Raw genomic sequence first — 16010 nt, 5'->3', positions numbered from 1 at the left:
ACATATTGTTCTTGTATCCGTTTACATTTCGTAATATTTTTATATAAAGGGGCTGAAAGTATGAAATTGCGAAACATGTTGTCAGTATTGGTGATCTCCACTATAGCGGCCGGTTTGCTCAGTGGATGCGGAGGCGGGAAGGAGGCTTCTGGTAGTCTCGATTCAGGAGAGGTCGGCAAAAGGCCGACCATCAATATTGTGCAGCCTAACTTTGGTCGTAAATTTTTGGATGGTATGAACGAGAACAACAACCCCTATCAAAAATACGTCAATGATAGCGTCAATATCGACGTGCATGTGGTATACCCGCCCTCGGACGGCTATCAGGACAAGCTGAATGTAATGATGTCATCCGGCGACGATATTGACATGATATTTACGCAGGATGCTTCCTGGTTCATTAACATGGTAAACCAAAAGGCGCTGCAGCCGCTGAATGATGTTATCGAGGAGTCCGGTCCCGATCTGAAGAAGTCGGTTCCACAGGAAGCATGGGACTCTGTTACGGTGGACGGTAACATCTACGCGGTGCCAGCGGTCAATTATATTCTCGGTAACGATTTGATGTATGTGCGTAAAGATTGGCTTGACAATCTGGGACTGCAACCGCCGAAGACGCTGGATGAATATGTGAATGTGATGCGTCAATTTGCTCAGAATGATCCGGACGGTAACGGCAAGGATGACACGGTCGGCTTGTTGATGGGGGAAAATCTCATCCGATCGGCGCCATTCTTCGGCTCCTTCGGCGTACCGTTCAATGGTACGTCTGCGGTCAATCAATGGGTGATGAGAGACGGCAAGCTGGTGAATGCCACCATTCTGCCAGAAACGAAGGAAGCTCTCCAGTTCCTGGCGGACCTCTATAAAGAACAGCTGATTGATCCGGAATGGGTGCTGAACAAGAACAACAATATCGAAGAGAAAGTAGCCAGCGGCAAAGCCGGCCTGTTCTCAGCAACCTGGTTTGATACGCGGGGGCCGATCTTGACGAATAAGACTAACGATCCGAAGGCGGAATGGATTCCCCTTGACTATCCGGTGGGCCAGGACGGGAAGTCCGGCGTCGTTGCCTCCAGCATGGTGATGGGCTATAGCATCGTGCCTGCAAAGAGCAAGAAGGCGAATGAAGTCATCAAAATGTTCAATTTTGCCAATGGTGAAGGCCATGAGCCGATCAAACTCGGTTTGCCGGAGCACAACATATCGAAGAGGGAAAACGGCAAGCTGGTCATGGACTTTGAGGAGCACAACAAGCACGTCTACCGCAACAACATTTTGGACTATGCCGCTCCATGGGATCAGGAGCTTGATTATCAGCGGCTTGATGCGCTCGGTCCTGAATTCAAGCTTAAGGATAACGTGACGCGGATCAGCAGCAACCTGATCAAGAACGAATACTACGGACCCCCGACGCCAAGCATGGGCAAAAACGGGGTGCAATTGACCAAGCTGATGCAGGAGACGTTTACGAAGATCATCATGGGGACTGTGCCGGTCGAAGCATTCGATCAATACGTGTTACAGTGGCAGAGCCAGGGCGGTGAATCCATCACTGCTGAGGTGAACGAGAATTATGCAAAGATGAACAAATAAGCTGAATAACAAAGTGAAGGGGCTTCCTCTAGAGGCGCCTTCACTTTGATTTATGTAGACAAGGATGATGCTGGTATGATCAGAACATGGAAAAACCGTTTCAGGCAATCGATTCAGCTGCGGCTTACCGGTTATTTTATTCTGATCCTTATCCCCCTCGTTGTGATATCCACCTTTTCGAATCATCGCTCGCGCACGATTCTAAAAAATCAGATTGGCGATCGTACGCAAAGCGCCATGCAGTCCGTCGTCCATTATATAGACCTTACGATGCAGGGGGTGTATGAGCTGACCACGGTCCTTGCGAACAATTATGACATTAACCGCAGATTCGAATATGCCGGCAAAGTGCTCACGCCGCAATCGATTTTGGATTTTCAGTGGATTGATCAGCAAATCGCCGCCATCTCCTCTGTTAACCGGATGGCTCCGAAGGCGTCCTTATTTCATTACGATTCCGGCATATTATTGTCAACCACCGGGTATCAAAAAGAACAGAATCCGGAGCAGCTGGAATGGGTCAGGCAGGCAATCGAAGCCGATGGGAAAATCACGATATTCTTCCCGGAAGAGAACCGGTACAACGCGAATCATATGATAGACCCGATCTATAACGAGAACGTCATGCTGGTTATGAGGCGGATGAGTCTGCTCAATCCTGAGCGGAACAAAAATATCGTTATACTGCCGCTGAGCAAGGATTATTTTGTCAGCCAATTGAGGCGTTTGCTTCCAAGCAGCCATGCAGAGGCTTTTCTGTTTACCCAGGACGGGAAATTAATTGCTACGACGGCAAGCAGCACTGCGACTCCTCCCTCCTGGCCGGACGAAGGCAAGGATCTGATTGCAGGCCATCTACCAGGTTACCCTGAGCGGATGCTTGTGGTTCGGGTAACGTCACAGGATTCGGGCTGGAAACTCGTCATGATACAGCCCGAGAAGGATATTTTGCAGGAATCGCGCACTTTGCAAGGGTGGACGTACTTGATCATCGCCGTAAGCGTGTTGATATCGTTATGGATATCGTGGATCGTTTACAGCGGCATATCCAAACCGATGAAGAAGATGGTAGCCGCGATGAAGGACATGAGGAGGGGACAGCTCGATACCCAAATCATCCATCGAAGGGAGGATGAGTTCGGGTATGTCATGGATACGTTCAATCATCTGGCCAGTGCGCAGCGGCACTTGATCGAAGATGTGTATGAGAAGCAGATTTTGCTGACGAAGACGGAATTCAAATTGCTGCAGTCGCAGATCAATCCTCATTTTCTGTACAATACGCTGGATTCGATCTATTCGGCAGCGGTTTTAAGCGACGCCGACGATGTGGGAGAGATGGTCATCAATTTATCCAAGTTTTTGAGATACAGCCTGGGTAAGGGAAAGGAACACTACACGGTCTCGGAGACGTTTAACCATCTGAACTATTATATTAAAGTGCAGCAGAGGCGTTTTGATTTTGAAGTCACATATCGGATGGGAGAAGGTACGGAAGATGTCCTGCTCCTTAAACTGCTGCTGCAGCCGTTAGTGGAGAATGCGATTTTGCATGGACTTGAGCGCAAACTTGGCGGCCGGGCACTCGAAATTTCTGCAGAGAACGATGGGGAATGGTTCATTGCCGAAGTGAAGGATAATGGTGTTGGAATGGCGCCGAATCGTCTGCAGTACATTCAACGGCAACTGGATGGAATCTCCATGATGAATTTGGATCTTTCGGCGGGTAGGGACCGGACGGACACGGAATTATACGGTTTGAGAAACGTGAAATCCAGGCTGAAACTGCATTACGGGGAGAAGGCAGATCTAGTGATTGATAGTGATGAACTGGTTGGAACGCGTATTCGATTGTATATACCGCGGGTTGAATGCAGAAGTATCCGGTACATGGAGGGGGACGGGGCATGAATTTAATGATCGTGGAAGATGAGATCGGTATCCGGGCAAGAATGGCGGGAACCATCCCCTGGGAAGAGAATGGCATCGACGTGGTTGCTCTTGCGGAAAATGGGAATGAAGCGCTTCAAATGATGGAGCGTACCCGCCCGGATATCATTGTGCTGGACATTCGGATGCCGGAAATGGATGGACTCACATTGGCGAAGCGAATTCACGAGTCCAACGAAATGGTGAAAATGATCATTCTCAGCGGTTATGAACATTTTGAATATGCGCGTTCCGCCATGGAGTCCGGTGTACTCAAATACCTGATCAAGCCTGCAACCAATGATGAGATCCTGCAGGCCGTTCTGGAAGCGGCAGCTATCCTGAAAAGCGAGTTGGAGAAGCGGCATAACTATGAGATGTTGGTCTCGAAATGGAGGAATCATCTGCCGAGACTGCAGGAAACTTTTTATAATAATTGCATTTCCGGAACCTTTGCCGATTGGGAATATGAAAGCCGAAGCAAGGAATTGTTGATCCCGTTTGAAGCGGAACGACGATTATCCGTTGTGGTCTTGGAGCCGGATCCATTGATTGACGGGGGGAGATTTCGGGCAGAGGATACGCTCTTGCTTCAATTTTCACTGCGAAGCATTGCGTTTGACGTGATATCAGGCATGGATTCCGAATTGTTTCAGGATGCGAAGGGCTCTACGGTCATTATTTTTCATAGCAGGCCCGAGGAGGTCCCAGGTGAATTCCAGCTTCGTGTCAGCTTTACCACAACCAAAGTGTTGTCCATGTTAAAAGAGTGTCTGAAAGTGACTGCAAGTGCGGGAATCAGCAGTATCGCGACTGGACTGCAGCATCTGCCCATGTTATATGCTCAGGCTCAGAATGCACTTCGGAAAAGAGTCGTATATGGACATGACCTTGCGATCCCTTATGCGGATGAACTGGGGGAAGATGATTCGGCGAATTTAACGATTGCCTCTGATGAAAGAGCACTTGAAACAGGAATCGAGCTTGGAGATATTCAAATAGCGGAAGCGGCGCTTGATCGGTTGTTGGAGAAGGTGTTCGGACAAGCATCTGCGGTAGAGGAGGTACAGGAGAAGCTGCTCTATCTCATGCATGGTTTGCTCCGCGTCATTCGCGAACAACAGTGGAACTTGCGCCAAATGGTGGGGGAGGATGCCGTTTATTTTTACAGTGTGCTGAACCTTCAATCAAGGGAACAAATTCAGCAAACCCTGCACCGGATTGTACGTAAGATTACGACCCATTCGCAAAAGCGCCTTCAGCCAAGCGGACATAAATTGATTCAGCGTTTACTTGTCCTTGTCGACGAGGAAATCGGTCAGGACTTAAGCCTGAATTTGATCGCGGATCGGTTATATGTAAACAAGTCCTATTTAAGCCGACTATTTAAGCATGAAGTTGGTGAGTCGTTTTCCCAATATGTGCTTAAACGCAAGATGACGCTGGCCAAGCAATTCATCCAGGAGGGGGGACAGGTTGGGCAGGCTGCGAGACAAGTAGGGTACATCAATAGCGGTTTCTTTTCGAAGGTATTTCAGAAGTATTGGGGGGTTCTGCCGAGTGAGATTAAGCATAGTTAGAGATCAGATTCGCTCATCCGAGAGTAGATGAATGATATGAGGGGATTCAGGGTAGGGCCAACCGTTAGGAAGGGGTTGGTCTTTTTTTGCTGTGCTATGTAAGAAGTCAATAAGGAAGCAATAAGATTGTAATGTTTCAATACATGAAAAATTCACAATAGAAAGAATCTATCACTAACCTTTATCTATCATCTCTTAGTTTTAGCCTAACCTCTTCGTTACCTAGCACATTCCTACTCTAAGAATGGAAGGCGTGAAACGAATAAAAGATTAATATGGAAAAATTTCCCCCTGCCAAAGATGAATGTCCCCCTTTGAAACCAGTAGGGCTTGGAATAAAATTCTGGTAGACAGCAAGTATTTACATAGGGTTCTGAAAAAAATACTTAGGGGGATTAGAAATGAAAAGGACTTCCATGTTACTCATGAGTGTCATGTTGCTGCTCTCCATGTTCCTCGCAGCATGCGGTAACAACAGTGGCACCAACACTCCTGCTACTGGAGGAGGAGAAACTCCGAAGACGGAAACAACTCCGCCGGCAGATGATAAGAAGGATGAAGCCGCTCCGGTTTCACTCCGCGTGTTCTCGACTTTCGGAGGAACTGACGCAGCTCGCGAAGCCTTCCAGGCAGCGTTGGATGAATTCACGAAGGAACATCCGAACGTGAAGATAGACAACGACACCATGTCAGCAAATGATGACGGTTTCAGAACGAAAGTGAACACCGACATGAACAGCGGCAACGAGCCTGACTTGTTGTTCTACTTCATCGGGGCTGACGCAGAAGGATTCGTCAATGCCGGTAAAGTTGTGCCGTTGAACGAAATTCTCGACGCGGACGCTGAGTGGAAGAACGGCTTCATTCCTGATGCACTCGAGCTTGCCAAGCAAAAAGACGGTAACATTTACGCTGCACCATTGACCGGTTTCTATGAAGGCTTGTTCGTTAACAAAAAAATCTTCGAAGAAAATGGTTTGGAGCTTCCAACAGACTGGGCGAAATTGACCACAGCAGTGAAAACGTTATCTGCCAAAGGCATTATTCCTTTGTCCGTACCATTTGACCAATCGCACTACCTGATCGAACATACCATTTTGACTGCAGCAGGACCTGAAGGCCAAAACAAAGGTCTGCTTGAAGGCATTGATCCAAATTGGGAAAAAGCGTATGCGGCTATGAAAGAATTGTATGACCTTGGCGCATTCCCTAAAGATGCGGCAACCATCGACCTGAGCATGTCCGGCAACTATTACAGTGAAGGCCTGGCTGCCATGACCATCGAAGGATCTTGGGCCATTGGCGGTTGGAGCGATGAAACTCGTGACAACTCTACAGTTCTGCCATTCCCGACAGTTCCTGACGGCGCTGGCAGCGGTAACGATATTGTCGGCGGCTTCGGTTCCGGTTTCTACCTCTCCAAAGCCACTTATGATGATGCAGCTAAAAAAGAAGCAGCAATCGCATTGCTGAAACACCTGACTTCCCCGGCGTCCATTCAAAAAATCGCTTCGGCTAACGGCGGTACACCTGCGGCTGACGTAGAAGTGACTGGATTGCCGCAAGTAGCTCTTGACGGTTTCGCTATGGCAGCGAAAGCAGCCTCCATCAGCGCGCCGGTTGACAGTAAAGTTTCGCAAGAAACGTTTGGTAACCTTCGCGCTAGCGTTCAGCCTGTAGTGGAAGGCAAGAAAACTCCTGCTCAAGCGATCGAAGAAGCGAAGAAAACCGAAGATGCGAACAAAAAATAGTTTTCGTCAGAAACGGTAATAAAAGTGACGTTACGCCGCCCCTCTGCTTTCATTTGGGCGGCGTAGTCATTTCGGCATGGACGATGAAGAAAAATAAACATCAAGGGTGATTAATATGAAGGGTGATCGCAAGTATATTGTGATGTTTTTATTACCCGCAGCAGCCATCATGACAATCTTTCTATATTATCCGTTCTTCAAGAGTTTGTATCTCAGCTTTTATCGCACAAGCGGCTTTTTCGATAAAAAGTTTGTGGGATGGTCTAACTACGAGCGACTCGTTACGGATAAGCTGCTTGGCGCTGCAACATTGCATACGCTCGAAATCATGCTCTATGTTATCGTGTTTCAGGTGGGCATCGCGCTTGTGTTAGCTGTCCTGGTAGATAACATTTCCAAGCTCAAAGGGTTTTATCGAACGGTCTTTTTCTTCCCGGTTGTCATCTCCGGTACTGCCATTTCCTTATTATTTGTATTGTTCTACAATTACAACTTCGGTTTGCTGAACAATTTGCTGGTGAACTTCAATATTGAGAAGATTTTGTGGCTGGATGCGAAGAATGCGCTTAAGGCGGTATCGATTCCAACGGTATGGCATTATGTGGGCTTTTATTTCGTTCTGTTCTTAACTGCCATGTCCAAAATACCGGCGGATTATTATGAGGCTGCAAAACTGGAAGGAATCACGGGGCTCAAGAAAACAACGATGCTTACAATTCCGCTCATCATGAGTGACATCAAGGTTGTTATCACCCTTGCCATTACAGGTACGTTGAAGGTGTTCGAATTCATCTGGGTCATTACAAGCGGCCAGAATGGAACGGAAGTACTGGGAACGTACATGTACAAAAAGGCCATGGTGGATCAGAACTTTGGATACGGATCAGCGGTTGCAATATACATGGTGGTCTTTGGCGTACTGCTTGCGTTAATTGCCAACCGTTTGTTGAAAAGAGACGAGATTACATACTAAGCATTATAGGGGTGTACTGTTATGGAGCCAACCATCGTCGTTGAACACAAAACTCAGCGCGTTAGGAAGAGTCGGTTTAGTTTAGGCACCACGTTGATGTACGTCGTTTTGACAGCGTGGTCCTTAACAACCATCTATCCGTTATTCTGGATCGTGAACAACTCGTTCAAGGTTTCTCGCGATGTGATGAATAATTCCTTTGGTATCGCATGGGAACCGGTGTTTGTGAACTATCAGAACGCATTTGACCGCATCAATATCGGAAGAAGTTATATCAATAGTTTGGTGATGTCCTTCAGTACCGTCTTCTTGGTGTTACTGCTCGGGGGATTAGCCGCTTATGTGCTGTCCAGATTCAACTTCAGAGGCAAGCGCACCATCTATTCCATTCTGTATGCGACTTTGCTGATCCCGGCGTTTGCAACCGTAGTTCCGGTATACGAGCTGCTGATCAAAACCAGCATGGTCAATACATATTGGGGCCTGATCTTCCCGCAAACGGCAGGCAATCTGACGTTTGCCACCTTGGTTATTGCCGGTTATATGGCAACCATCCCGAAAGAGCTTGAAGAAGCGGCTTTCATGGATGGATGTAACCGATGGCAGATGTTTGTTAAGATCTTCGTGCCGATCTCGCAGCCCGTATTTGCATCGGCTAGCATATTTGTATTTATGTGGGCGTACAATGACTTGTTCTCAGCGTTGATCTTTGTAAACAAAGAGAATGTCCGTCCGATCGTTGCCTTGCTGAATGAGATCAGCTCCCAATACGGAACAGACTTTGGTCTGATGGCTACGGCAGTATCGTTGACCGTTATTCCGGTGCTGATTGTATATCTGTTTATCTCGAAGTATATTCAGAAAGGCTTGACTGAAGGAGCTGTCAAGGGTTAAGAAGAGAGCGAACTCAACGAATAGGCAAGTCAAGAGGGGACATTGTTGTCACCTGTTTGACTTGCCTATTTGTTGTAATATTCCAATTAGGCTTTTAATTTGAAGCAAGAGTCGAATCAGCATGTTAAGAAGTTGGGCGATTAAATTCGACTAAGCGTGAGAAGCCGTCTTCTCCATAACCAGCATGGATTGCTCTTTGGGCAATGGCTTTTGCTGCGTTTAAAACGCTGCTATCGATGCCGTGATGTTCGGCCACGTGGATGATATGCTCCATACTTGTCATATTGGAGATGAGACTCGAGCCCTCACCAGGGTAAACGCCTTGATCCACATCTTGTGCGATATAGGTCATGATATCCGGCATAATGTTAATGATATTGTGCGCATAGGGGGCGATGTCTTTCGCGGCAATGTTCTCAGCGCGTGCGATAGCCAGAGCGTGCACATAGCCGCTCATGGCTGTCCAGAACACATCCAGCAATGCGACATCATAGGCTGCGGCACGACCAGGATCCTCTCCAAGGAACGAAGCGGTCCCTCCCAGACTGGAAAGTGTTTCTCGATGGCTGCGGTACACTTTCTCTTGCCCGCTGTACAGAACAACGGCTGAAGGCTGCCCAATGGTCGTTATCGGTGTCATGATTGCACCATCAATATAGTTAATACCGTTCTCGGCTGCCCAAGCAGCCATTTCGCGTGCACGTTCAGGAGAGTCGGCTGTCAGGTTTATTAGGGTCTTCCCTTTCAATGCGCTAGTCGCATTAGAGAGAATGGAGCGGACTGCATCATAATTGAGTACACAGATGATAATAAGCTGGCTGGCAAGTACGGCATCCGGAACAGTCGGAGCAAGCACTGCACCTTGTGTAATAAGTGGATCGGCCTTAGCAGCTGTCCGGTTCCACACCGTTGTAGCGTGACCGTTCTTGAGAAATGCTCCGGCAAGCGCTTGGCCCATAGGGCCGAGCCCGAGCACGGTCACATGCTCCTTGTTGGTGTTTTGCTGAATTTCACGAACTTTAGGTTCGATCATTTGGCCTTGATTTTGTTTGGATGGTGCCATCTTTTATTCCTCCTTGAGTGTTGGCTTCGAATATAGTGTAGACCTTGACACTAATGTCAAGGTCAATCGTTATTATTAATCTTAAATAAGAGGTGAGAATTTCAATATATGAAAAATTCATAATAATGAAAAAAAGCTCCCTATCTCTCAAGCAAGCTATATGCATTTTCGAACGTACCTAATTACGAGGATCATAATAAACTCAACCTCCAAACTAACTAAAAGAAAGTTGTTGACAATATATTAGTGATATGATAATTTGTATATACAAATGAGAGGTGTCTGGTTATGAACATAGATGATTCCATACTGAGCTCATGCTTGTTTTTTACTTCAAATCGGTTTGCTCGTTCGATGACTAAGATGGCGGAGGATGCTTTTGCGAAGGCCGGCTTATCGCCTACGTATTCCTACGTTCTGGTGGTGATCCATCAATATCCCGGCATTATGCAGAAAGAGCTAAGCGATAAGTTATCGATTGCTCCATCCACAAGCACGCGGTTCATCGATAAGCTGGAGGAGAAGCGGTTGGTACAGCGCAAAACCGAATGGAAAGAAACACATATTTTCTTAACGGATGAAGGGAAGTCGTTATATCAGGAGTTGAACCAATATTTTGAACAGCTGTATGGACAGTATGTTTCCCTCTTGGGGAAGGAGCATAGCGAACAGTTAACTAAACTTCTCCATGAATCCAGTGAAATATTGAAAAAGGGAAGATAAAGCCTCTTTTTCGTCCCTCATTTGATATACAATTGATAAAGGAGAGATTCACAATGCAGATCGGTATTATCGGTGCAACAGGGAAAGCGGGAAGTCTGATTCTCAAGGAAGCACAAGCACGCGGTCATGAAGTAACGGCAATTGTACGTGATGCATCCAAGATCTCCAATTCCAGTATTAACATTTTGGTGAAAAACGTGCTGGATTTGACGAATGCCGATCTTAAGGGCTTCGATGTCGTCGTGAATGCCTTTGCGGCGGCACCCGGGCAGGAAACTCAATATGTGGAAGTTGGCAGGGTATTGATAGAAGCTCTGAAAGGCACGAATACCAGACTGTTTGTGATGGGCGGTGCCGGAAGCTTGTTTGTAGATGAAGCCAAAACCTTGCGACTCATGGAAACTCCTGATTTTCCTAAGGAATATTATCCGACGGCATTTCATGCCGGTGAGAATTTGAAAGAGCTGGAGCAGGCTTCCGATGTGAAATGGACGTATCTTAGTCCGGCTGCGTTCTTTAATCCGAAAGGTCAACGGACTGGCAGCTATCAGGAAGGCAAGGACCATGTCATTGTTAATTCAAACGGTCAAAGCTATGTCAGTTACGCGGATTACGCGATCGCGGTATTGAATGAGCTTGAACAGCCGAAGCATATCAATGAGCGTTATACGGTAGTATCCGAGGCGGAATAAGCCCGGCAACGACCTTTATATAGAACTCGAACAAGCTGATTTCATCAGGAAATCAGCTTATTTTAATGCGGGAATTTCGTATGTATAAGTGAATAATGCATCATATGAAAAATTCATAACAATGAAGCAGCTTCAATATATCTAGCTACTTTTACCTAATTGCACCCCAACCTCCTGTATAGACCCAAGCACAAAAGTGAAAATGGTGGGGGAAAAGCCAGTCATGCACTAGCAGCAATTCTTCGTTGCGATAATACACAAGTTATGAGTGAAACGTATTGTTGCATCCCTCAGTGACCTGCATACAACATAGGTTGTACGCAGGCTGATGAAATGCTTTTCGGATGGTGAACTACCTACCGCGTAAGGCATAGGAGTTCATAAGAAACGAATATTGATATCATGAGATCGGCCTGTAGACATTTTAGGCATCTTAATTTGTAATGTTGGCTGTTTATAGGTCGCAATGCTTTGCGCAGGAAGAATGGGGACGGGCAAGACGATGGTCTGGCTTTGATCTTTTGGCAAACCGTGGATTTTGATCTGTGTTCGATTAAGTTTAATCCATAAGTTTTCCGGATGGACACGTTTGGGGATATAGCATTTCACAACCAGAAAGTTATGCGTATCAAAGGTTTCATATCGAAGCGTATAGGGGTTAGGCAGCATTTCATTTCCGGCAGTTGCTTGTCTTATCGTATCCTTCACATAATCTTCAATCACGATTGGATCCAGTTGAAAATCCTCATTGAGGTCATTAAGATCTTTGAATGGAAAGGAACTGTTGTTGAAAAAAGAGTCCTTCGATAACCATTCAGGGCGCTTGGATCTTGAGTTCACTAGATATCCCTCCTTCGTTCTGTAATTTCATTGTATGGGCGAAGGAAGGTTATAGTGACATCTGGGCATCCAACCACATAGAATAAATCCAAGCGTATGATTTTGAATGAAGAGGTGGAATTGTGGTTTCGATTATCGGCAATATGAAGATTGTTAACGTGGGCCCCAGTTCTACGGTCTTGGTTGGAAATACAGGCGTCATTGATTTAAACAGCTCCACAAAAACGTATTCCGGCGCCAACTCGTTCAACACCGGTGACAATATTGGAACGAATATCGCAAACAACCAGGCCAACAGCTTGAATACCATTGATCCGGACCTGATTGATTCGGCTAATGCTTAATTAAGGTTGTGATCCACTGTGAATCTAACGGTACATCAATGTATTAACATACAGCAGCTTCGGGTTGAGGCGGTAACGAATTCTTCCGTACTGCAGATAGGAACCGCAGGAGAGATCCGGGCATTATCCAATATATATAACACAGGTGGTTTTACAGGCCCTGCTCCTGAGTTTGAGCCTCAGAATAATAACAATCCCTTGGTACCATTACCTGCGCCTACTGAGAGACTGTACAGACAAGAATGAGGTGAATGGCCTGCGCATAGATTGTATAAGGAGCAGGGGAGGCGGTTCCATGTACGATTACTATCTCCAGCAATTGTTCTATATTCTTCAAACCCAGTCAGAGCAGCTGAGTAGAATGGAACAAACGCTGAAAGAGATGCGCAGTGAAATAGATCAATTAAGACAGGGAAGCGAGAAAACGATTGATCGGGTGGAATATAACTTTGATTTATTGAAAATTGAAAAATTGGAAGGCACCTTAAATATTGGATTGATGCCAAAGGATGGGCAGTCACTGGACGATATTACCGTGAATGGTCAGCCGCCGTTAGAACTGTCCCAATCGGGAAAATTCGGCGGTGAACTGTACTCGAACATATATCATAATGTATCACGTTATCTAGAAGATACAGTACCGCAGCAGATCGAGCGCATGATTCCCGAAGCCAATTCTGTGCTTGGTGATGAATATGCTGCCGTTATTATTGAAGATGTACGCAAACAACTCGGAGACCGTATTACGGTGTATTTGAAGCAATATCAAACGAACAGGGAAACCATGGACCCGCAAGAGGTAGAGCAATCGATCGTCAAACAAGTGAAGAGTGAGATCGCTTCGGCAGTTGAGCAGCACCTTCTTAATTTGCAACGAGGGAAGTGGCATTCAGATGAAAATGACAGTCGTCAATAAAGAGCTCCAGGTTGGTTCAATTCGCATTACGGCGATCTCAAGTTCGTCCGTACTGTTGATTGGAGATACCCATGTGATTCACAGCTCCTCTATGTATGATACGCCTTCCGAATCACTGCAGTTCAGCCCGCTTGTTCCGTTATCCCCGGGTTCCGCACCATGAAACGTCATTCACATGTTGATCACATGCACATCATCAATATTTCTGATAGTTCAGCATGTATATGCGGTGAATCGGGACATATCGATGCCAATACACGCGCATTGGCGGTTCAGCGGCAGGTGCCGCTGTTTTTTGAAGACGAGGGAGATTATGAGGATTATTCGATATTTTCCAGATCCATACCCACATGGCCGCAGCAATCAGACGTAGAACTAAACATTATACAAGACCATAAGAAGATTCATGTGGGATGCATCGATATTATAGCGACTGCATCTGCGTCGGTTGTACAGGTGGGTCCGAACGATACCATGGATTTGGAATCCAGGGTGAAGGCAATCAGACACTTTATTACGGGTGCGCCCGAGTATTTAAAGGATTATAAGGGAGTCATTGTCAAAAAGAATTTCGCGAAGAGGGAATAATCTCAATCGGCTCGAACTGAGACAACTGATTCAAAATAGGCGATGTCTCATGGCTAATACGATATGTACAAAAAAGGAGGAGCATATGATGCTCCTCCTCAGATTGTCGAGAAACCCTGCACTTTTTTCAAAGTACAGGGTTTCTCCCTTTTTAAGTGGTCACTTCAAGAGGGGAAATGGGGGGATTACCCCCTGTTTTCCAGGCGATCCAGGTGGATCGCGATCTTCTTCATGTTTTGCACGGTTGCCGTCATCAGGGCTTGTTCCCTGACGTTTTGCAACCCGCGCAACCGGCAATAGCGAAACCCATGGAGCTCTTTGGCATCCGCGAAGCTTCGCTCAATCGTTTCTTTTCGTTTTCGGTATAAATACTTGCCGGATCGACTGAGCCGGTTGTTTCGCACCCATTCCTTGCTGTCCTCCCAGACATGGCGCGTGACGATCTTGCGGTGATTCCGTGAACGGGTACATTGCTCCAGCATCGGGCAAGTCTTGCAGTGCCTCGGATCCGAGGCATATTGCCGGTATCCTTCTCGATTCGTGGTGCGGTACAACAATTCATGCTGGAGCGGACAAATATACCGGTTGCGCTCGGCATCATAGGTAAACTTCCACTTCGGAAACAAGCCTTGGGTCGGATGAAATCTCCGGTGAGCAATCACGCCAAAGATCCCCCGTTCCTGCAATCCTTTGCAGATGGGGGTTGTTAAATAACCTGAATCCAGGGCAACGGCTTCAACTTTAAAACCAAATCGCTCTCGTTGGCGATCCAAACGCGACAAATACGGTACAGAATCATGAACGTTTCCCGGCGTGACGTGGACATCGGTAATCAGATTGTATTTCAAATCAACGGTCCGGTGATCTAAATAAAAGAATCCTTCCGGTTTGCCATCGCGAATCATATAACCGCTATCCGGGTCGGTTTTACTCACTTTGATTTCTTTTTTCTCGACCACATCCTCTCTGGGTTTTAAAGCTTTTTTCCATGCGTCTTCCGGTCGGCTTCTACCGCGCCATTGAGTTCGTCCATGTATTCTCGTGTGTTTTGTAAAACCTGCTGCTTGGTGTACTGGTGCTTGTTCGCATTGGCCTTCACATGCGTGGAATCCGAAACCAGGACTCGTCCGCCGACCATGCGATGCTGGATTGCCTGCAGCACAATCTCATCGAAGATATCTTGAAAGATATGGGTATCTTTGAAACGAGTCCGTTGATTCCAGCTAATGGTGGTATGGTCTGGAACTTTGTCGGTCAATCCCAGACCAAGAAACCAACGGTATGCCAGATTCGTCTGAATCTCGCGTTCCAGTTGACGCTCCGAACGGATGCCGTAAAAATAACCGAGGAAAATCATCTTAAATAACACGACAGGATCGATGGCTGGTCGCCCATTATCAGCACAGTAAAGCGGACGGACCTTTTCGTCGATGAAAGAGAAATCGATATACTTGTCCACTTTACGGAGCAGATGATCTTGAGGGACCAATTCTTCAATCGAAACAAACTCGTAAGCCTGCTGTTTTTCTCGGTTAGAACGCAACATAGTTAACACCCTTCCGAACGGTTTATTTAGTAATATTATATAATATTAACGCGGTGTCGTGTTGAATTAAATATATAAAAAATAGCTGTCGAGACTTTCTCGACAGCCTGAGGAGGAGCATATGATGCTCCTCCTTTTTTTATGTGATCTACGGATTAATCTCCTTGCTGATGGGCAGCTTCGTCTTTGATCTCTTCCCGGAAGCCGGAAATACTCTTTTCACGACGAGCATTACGATCTTGAATCTGTTCTTTCTCGCTTGCCGGAATTTCATCCCCAAACTCCTCGAGATAATCTTCGGCTTCTCGGTAGTTCTCAATCGTGTTCTGGACTGCCTGCTGCAGATGCTCTACATTGTCTTCGCGATTATCGGGTTTAGCCATGACATTTCACCTCCTTAAATTCAACTGCCTTGCTAAAATTACACACCTCAATAGTCTTCCATCATAAAAACATCCTTATGCATATGAGACTGACACTATCAAAAAAGCTACAGTATTGTAAATTTTGCAAGTCAGTTCTTTACATTTCTGTTGGACGGAATATGTTATAATGTCGAAAAAGCAGACTTGCAG

17 protein-coding genes are annotated in these 16010 nt (G+C 46.3%); 13 read left to right on the top strand and 4 right to left on the bottom strand.

Annotation, left to right across the window (positions count from 1 at the left end):
• Positions 1 to 60 precede the first annotated feature (60 nt).
• From ACQKPA_RS08670 to ACQKPA_RS08645, 6 genes are all read left to right on the top strand, one after another.
• The gene (locus ACQKPA_RS08670; protein ID WP_427491286.1) at positions 61 to 1596 is read left to right on the top strand and encodes an extracellular solute-binding protein; all 1536 of its coding nucleotides are present in this window, start codon (positions 61 to 63) and stop codon (positions 1594 to 1596) included.
• A gap of 75 nt (positions 1597 to 1671) precedes the next feature.
• Entirely contained in the window at positions 1672 to 3507 is a 1836-nt protein-coding gene (locus ACQKPA_RS08665) for a sensor histidine kinase (RefSeq protein WP_427491284.1), read from the top strand.
• Positions 3504 to 5105, top strand: a complete 1602-nt coding sequence (locus ACQKPA_RS08660) for a response regulator (RefSeq protein ID WP_427491282.1) — start codon at positions 3504 to 3506, stop codon at positions 5103 to 5105. The genes ACQKPA_RS08665 and ACQKPA_RS08660 overlap by 4 nt, the downstream gene beginning before the upstream one ends.
• A 401-nt stretch (positions 5106 to 5506) precedes the next feature.
• The gene (locus ACQKPA_RS08655) at positions 5507 to 6856 is read left to right on the top strand and encodes an ABC transporter substrate-binding protein (RefSeq protein ID WP_427491280.1); all 1350 of its coding nucleotides are present in this window, start codon (positions 5507 to 5509) and stop codon (positions 6854 to 6856) included.
• Positions 6857 to 6971: 115 nt separating this feature from the next.
• On the top strand, positions 6972 to 7829 hold the full coding sequence (locus tag ACQKPA_RS08650) for a carbohydrate ABC transporter permease (protein WP_427491278.1): 858 nt from the start codon (positions 6972 to 6974) through the stop codon (positions 7827 to 7829).
• Between the two features lie 21 nt (positions 7830 to 7850).
• A complete protein-coding gene (locus ACQKPA_RS08645) occupies positions 7851 to 8723 on the top strand; it encodes a carbohydrate ABC transporter permease (RefSeq protein ID WP_427491276.1) in 873 nt (290 codons plus the stop codon).
• A 124-nt stretch (positions 8724 to 8847) separates the two neighbouring features.
• Here the strand turns inward: ACQKPA_RS08645 and ACQKPA_RS08640 are convergent, their stop codons facing one another.
• Positions 8848 to 9786: an NAD(P)-dependent oxidoreductase gene (locus ACQKPA_RS08640; RefSeq protein ID WP_427491274.1), complete on the bottom strand. Its 939-nt coding sequence runs from the start codon at positions 9784 to 9786 to the stop codon at positions 8848 to 8850.
• A gap of 288 nt (positions 9787 to 10074) precedes the next feature.
• On the opposite strand from ACQKPA_RS08640, the gene ACQKPA_RS08635 reads away from it, so the two are divergent.
• Both ACQKPA_RS08635 and ACQKPA_RS08630 read left to right on the top strand, forming a co-directional pair.
• Positions 10075 to 10509 (top strand): MarR family winged helix-turn-helix transcriptional regulator, encoded by a 435-nt coding sequence (locus ACQKPA_RS08635; RefSeq protein ID WP_427491272.1) that lies wholly within the window; start codon positions 10075 to 10077, stop codon positions 10507 to 10509.
• Positions 10510 to 10562: 53 nt separating this feature from the next.
• The gene (locus ACQKPA_RS08630) at positions 10563 to 11201 is read left to right on the top strand and encodes an NAD(P)-dependent oxidoreductase (protein ID WP_427491270.1); all 639 of its coding nucleotides are present in this window, start codon (positions 10563 to 10565) and stop codon (positions 11199 to 11201) included.
• Between the two features lie 378 nt (positions 11202 to 11579).
• Here the strand turns inward: ACQKPA_RS08630 and ACQKPA_RS08625 are convergent, their stop codons facing one another.
• Positions 11580 to 12041, bottom strand: coding sequence for an Hsp20/alpha crystallin family protein (locus ACQKPA_RS08625; protein WP_427491268.1), 462 nt, complete (start codon positions 12039 to 12041; stop codon positions 11580 to 11582).
• Positions 12042 to 12163: 122 nt separating this feature from the next.
• Between ACQKPA_RS08625 and ACQKPA_RS08620 the strand changes: the two genes are divergently transcribed.
• Genes ACQKPA_RS08620 through ACQKPA_RS08600 form a run of 5 tightly spaced genes read left to right on the top strand, consistent with a single transcriptional unit; the run spans position 12164 to position 13889 of the window.
• On the top strand, positions 12164 to 12385 hold the full coding sequence (locus ACQKPA_RS08620) for a spore germination protein (RefSeq protein ID WP_071218161.1): 222 nt from the start codon (positions 12164 to 12166) through the stop codon (positions 12383 to 12385).
• Positions 12386 to 12403: 18 nt separating this feature from the next.
• The gene (locus ACQKPA_RS08615; RefSeq protein ID WP_427491266.1) at positions 12404 to 12631 is read left to right on the top strand and encodes a spore germination protein GerPB; all 228 of its coding nucleotides are present in this window, start codon (positions 12404 to 12406) and stop codon (positions 12629 to 12631) included.
• A 49-nt stretch (positions 12632 to 12680) separates the two neighbouring features.
• A complete protein-coding gene (gene gerPC / locus ACQKPA_RS08610) occupies positions 12681 to 13301 on the top strand; it encodes a spore germination protein GerPC (RefSeq protein WP_427491265.1) in 621 nt (206 codons plus the stop codon).
• The gene (locus tag ACQKPA_RS08605; protein WP_427491263.1) at positions 13279 to 13464 is read left to right on the top strand and encodes a spore gernimation protein GerPD; all 186 of its coding nucleotides are present in this window, start codon (positions 13279 to 13281) and stop codon (positions 13462 to 13464) included. Before gerPC ends, ACQKPA_RS08605 begins: the two co-directional genes overlap by 23 nt.
• Positions 13461 to 13889 (top strand): spore germination protein GerPE, encoded by a 429-nt coding sequence (locus tag ACQKPA_RS08600; protein WP_427491261.1) that lies wholly within the window; start codon positions 13461 to 13463, stop codon positions 13887 to 13889. Before ACQKPA_RS08605 ends, ACQKPA_RS08600 begins: the two co-directional genes overlap by 4 nt.
• Before the next feature lie 185 nt (positions 13890 to 14074).
• Here ACQKPA_RS08600 and ACQKPA_RS08595 read toward each other — a convergent pair.
• Together ACQKPA_RS08595 and tlp are read right to left on the bottom strand one after the other, a co-directional pair.
• Positions 14075 to 15435 (bottom strand): IS1182 family transposase gene (locus ACQKPA_RS08595; protein ID WP_427491259.1). Its coding sequence is split into 2 segments (ribosomal slippage): positions 14075 to 14868 and positions 14868 to 15435, totalling 1362 coding nucleotides; the frame shifts between segments, so codons are not numbered across the junction.
• A gap of 155 nt (positions 15436 to 15590) precedes the next feature.
• Positions 15591 to 15818 carry a small acid-soluble spore protein Tlp gene (tlp, locus tag ACQKPA_RS08590; protein ID WP_427491257.1) on the bottom strand — a complete coding sequence of 76 codons (228 nt, stop codon included), beginning with the start codon at positions 15816 to 15818 and terminating at the stop codon, positions 15591 to 15593.
• Positions 15819 to 16010: the final 192 nt, after the last annotated feature.

Source organism: Paenibacillus sp. NPDC093718 (assembly GCF_050279985.1).
In the GTDB taxonomy this organism is placed as follows: domain Bacteria; phylum Bacillota; class Bacilli; order Paenibacillales; family Paenibacillaceae; genus Paenibacillus_AQ.
This window is presented reverse-complemented; position numbering and strand designations above follow the sequence as displayed.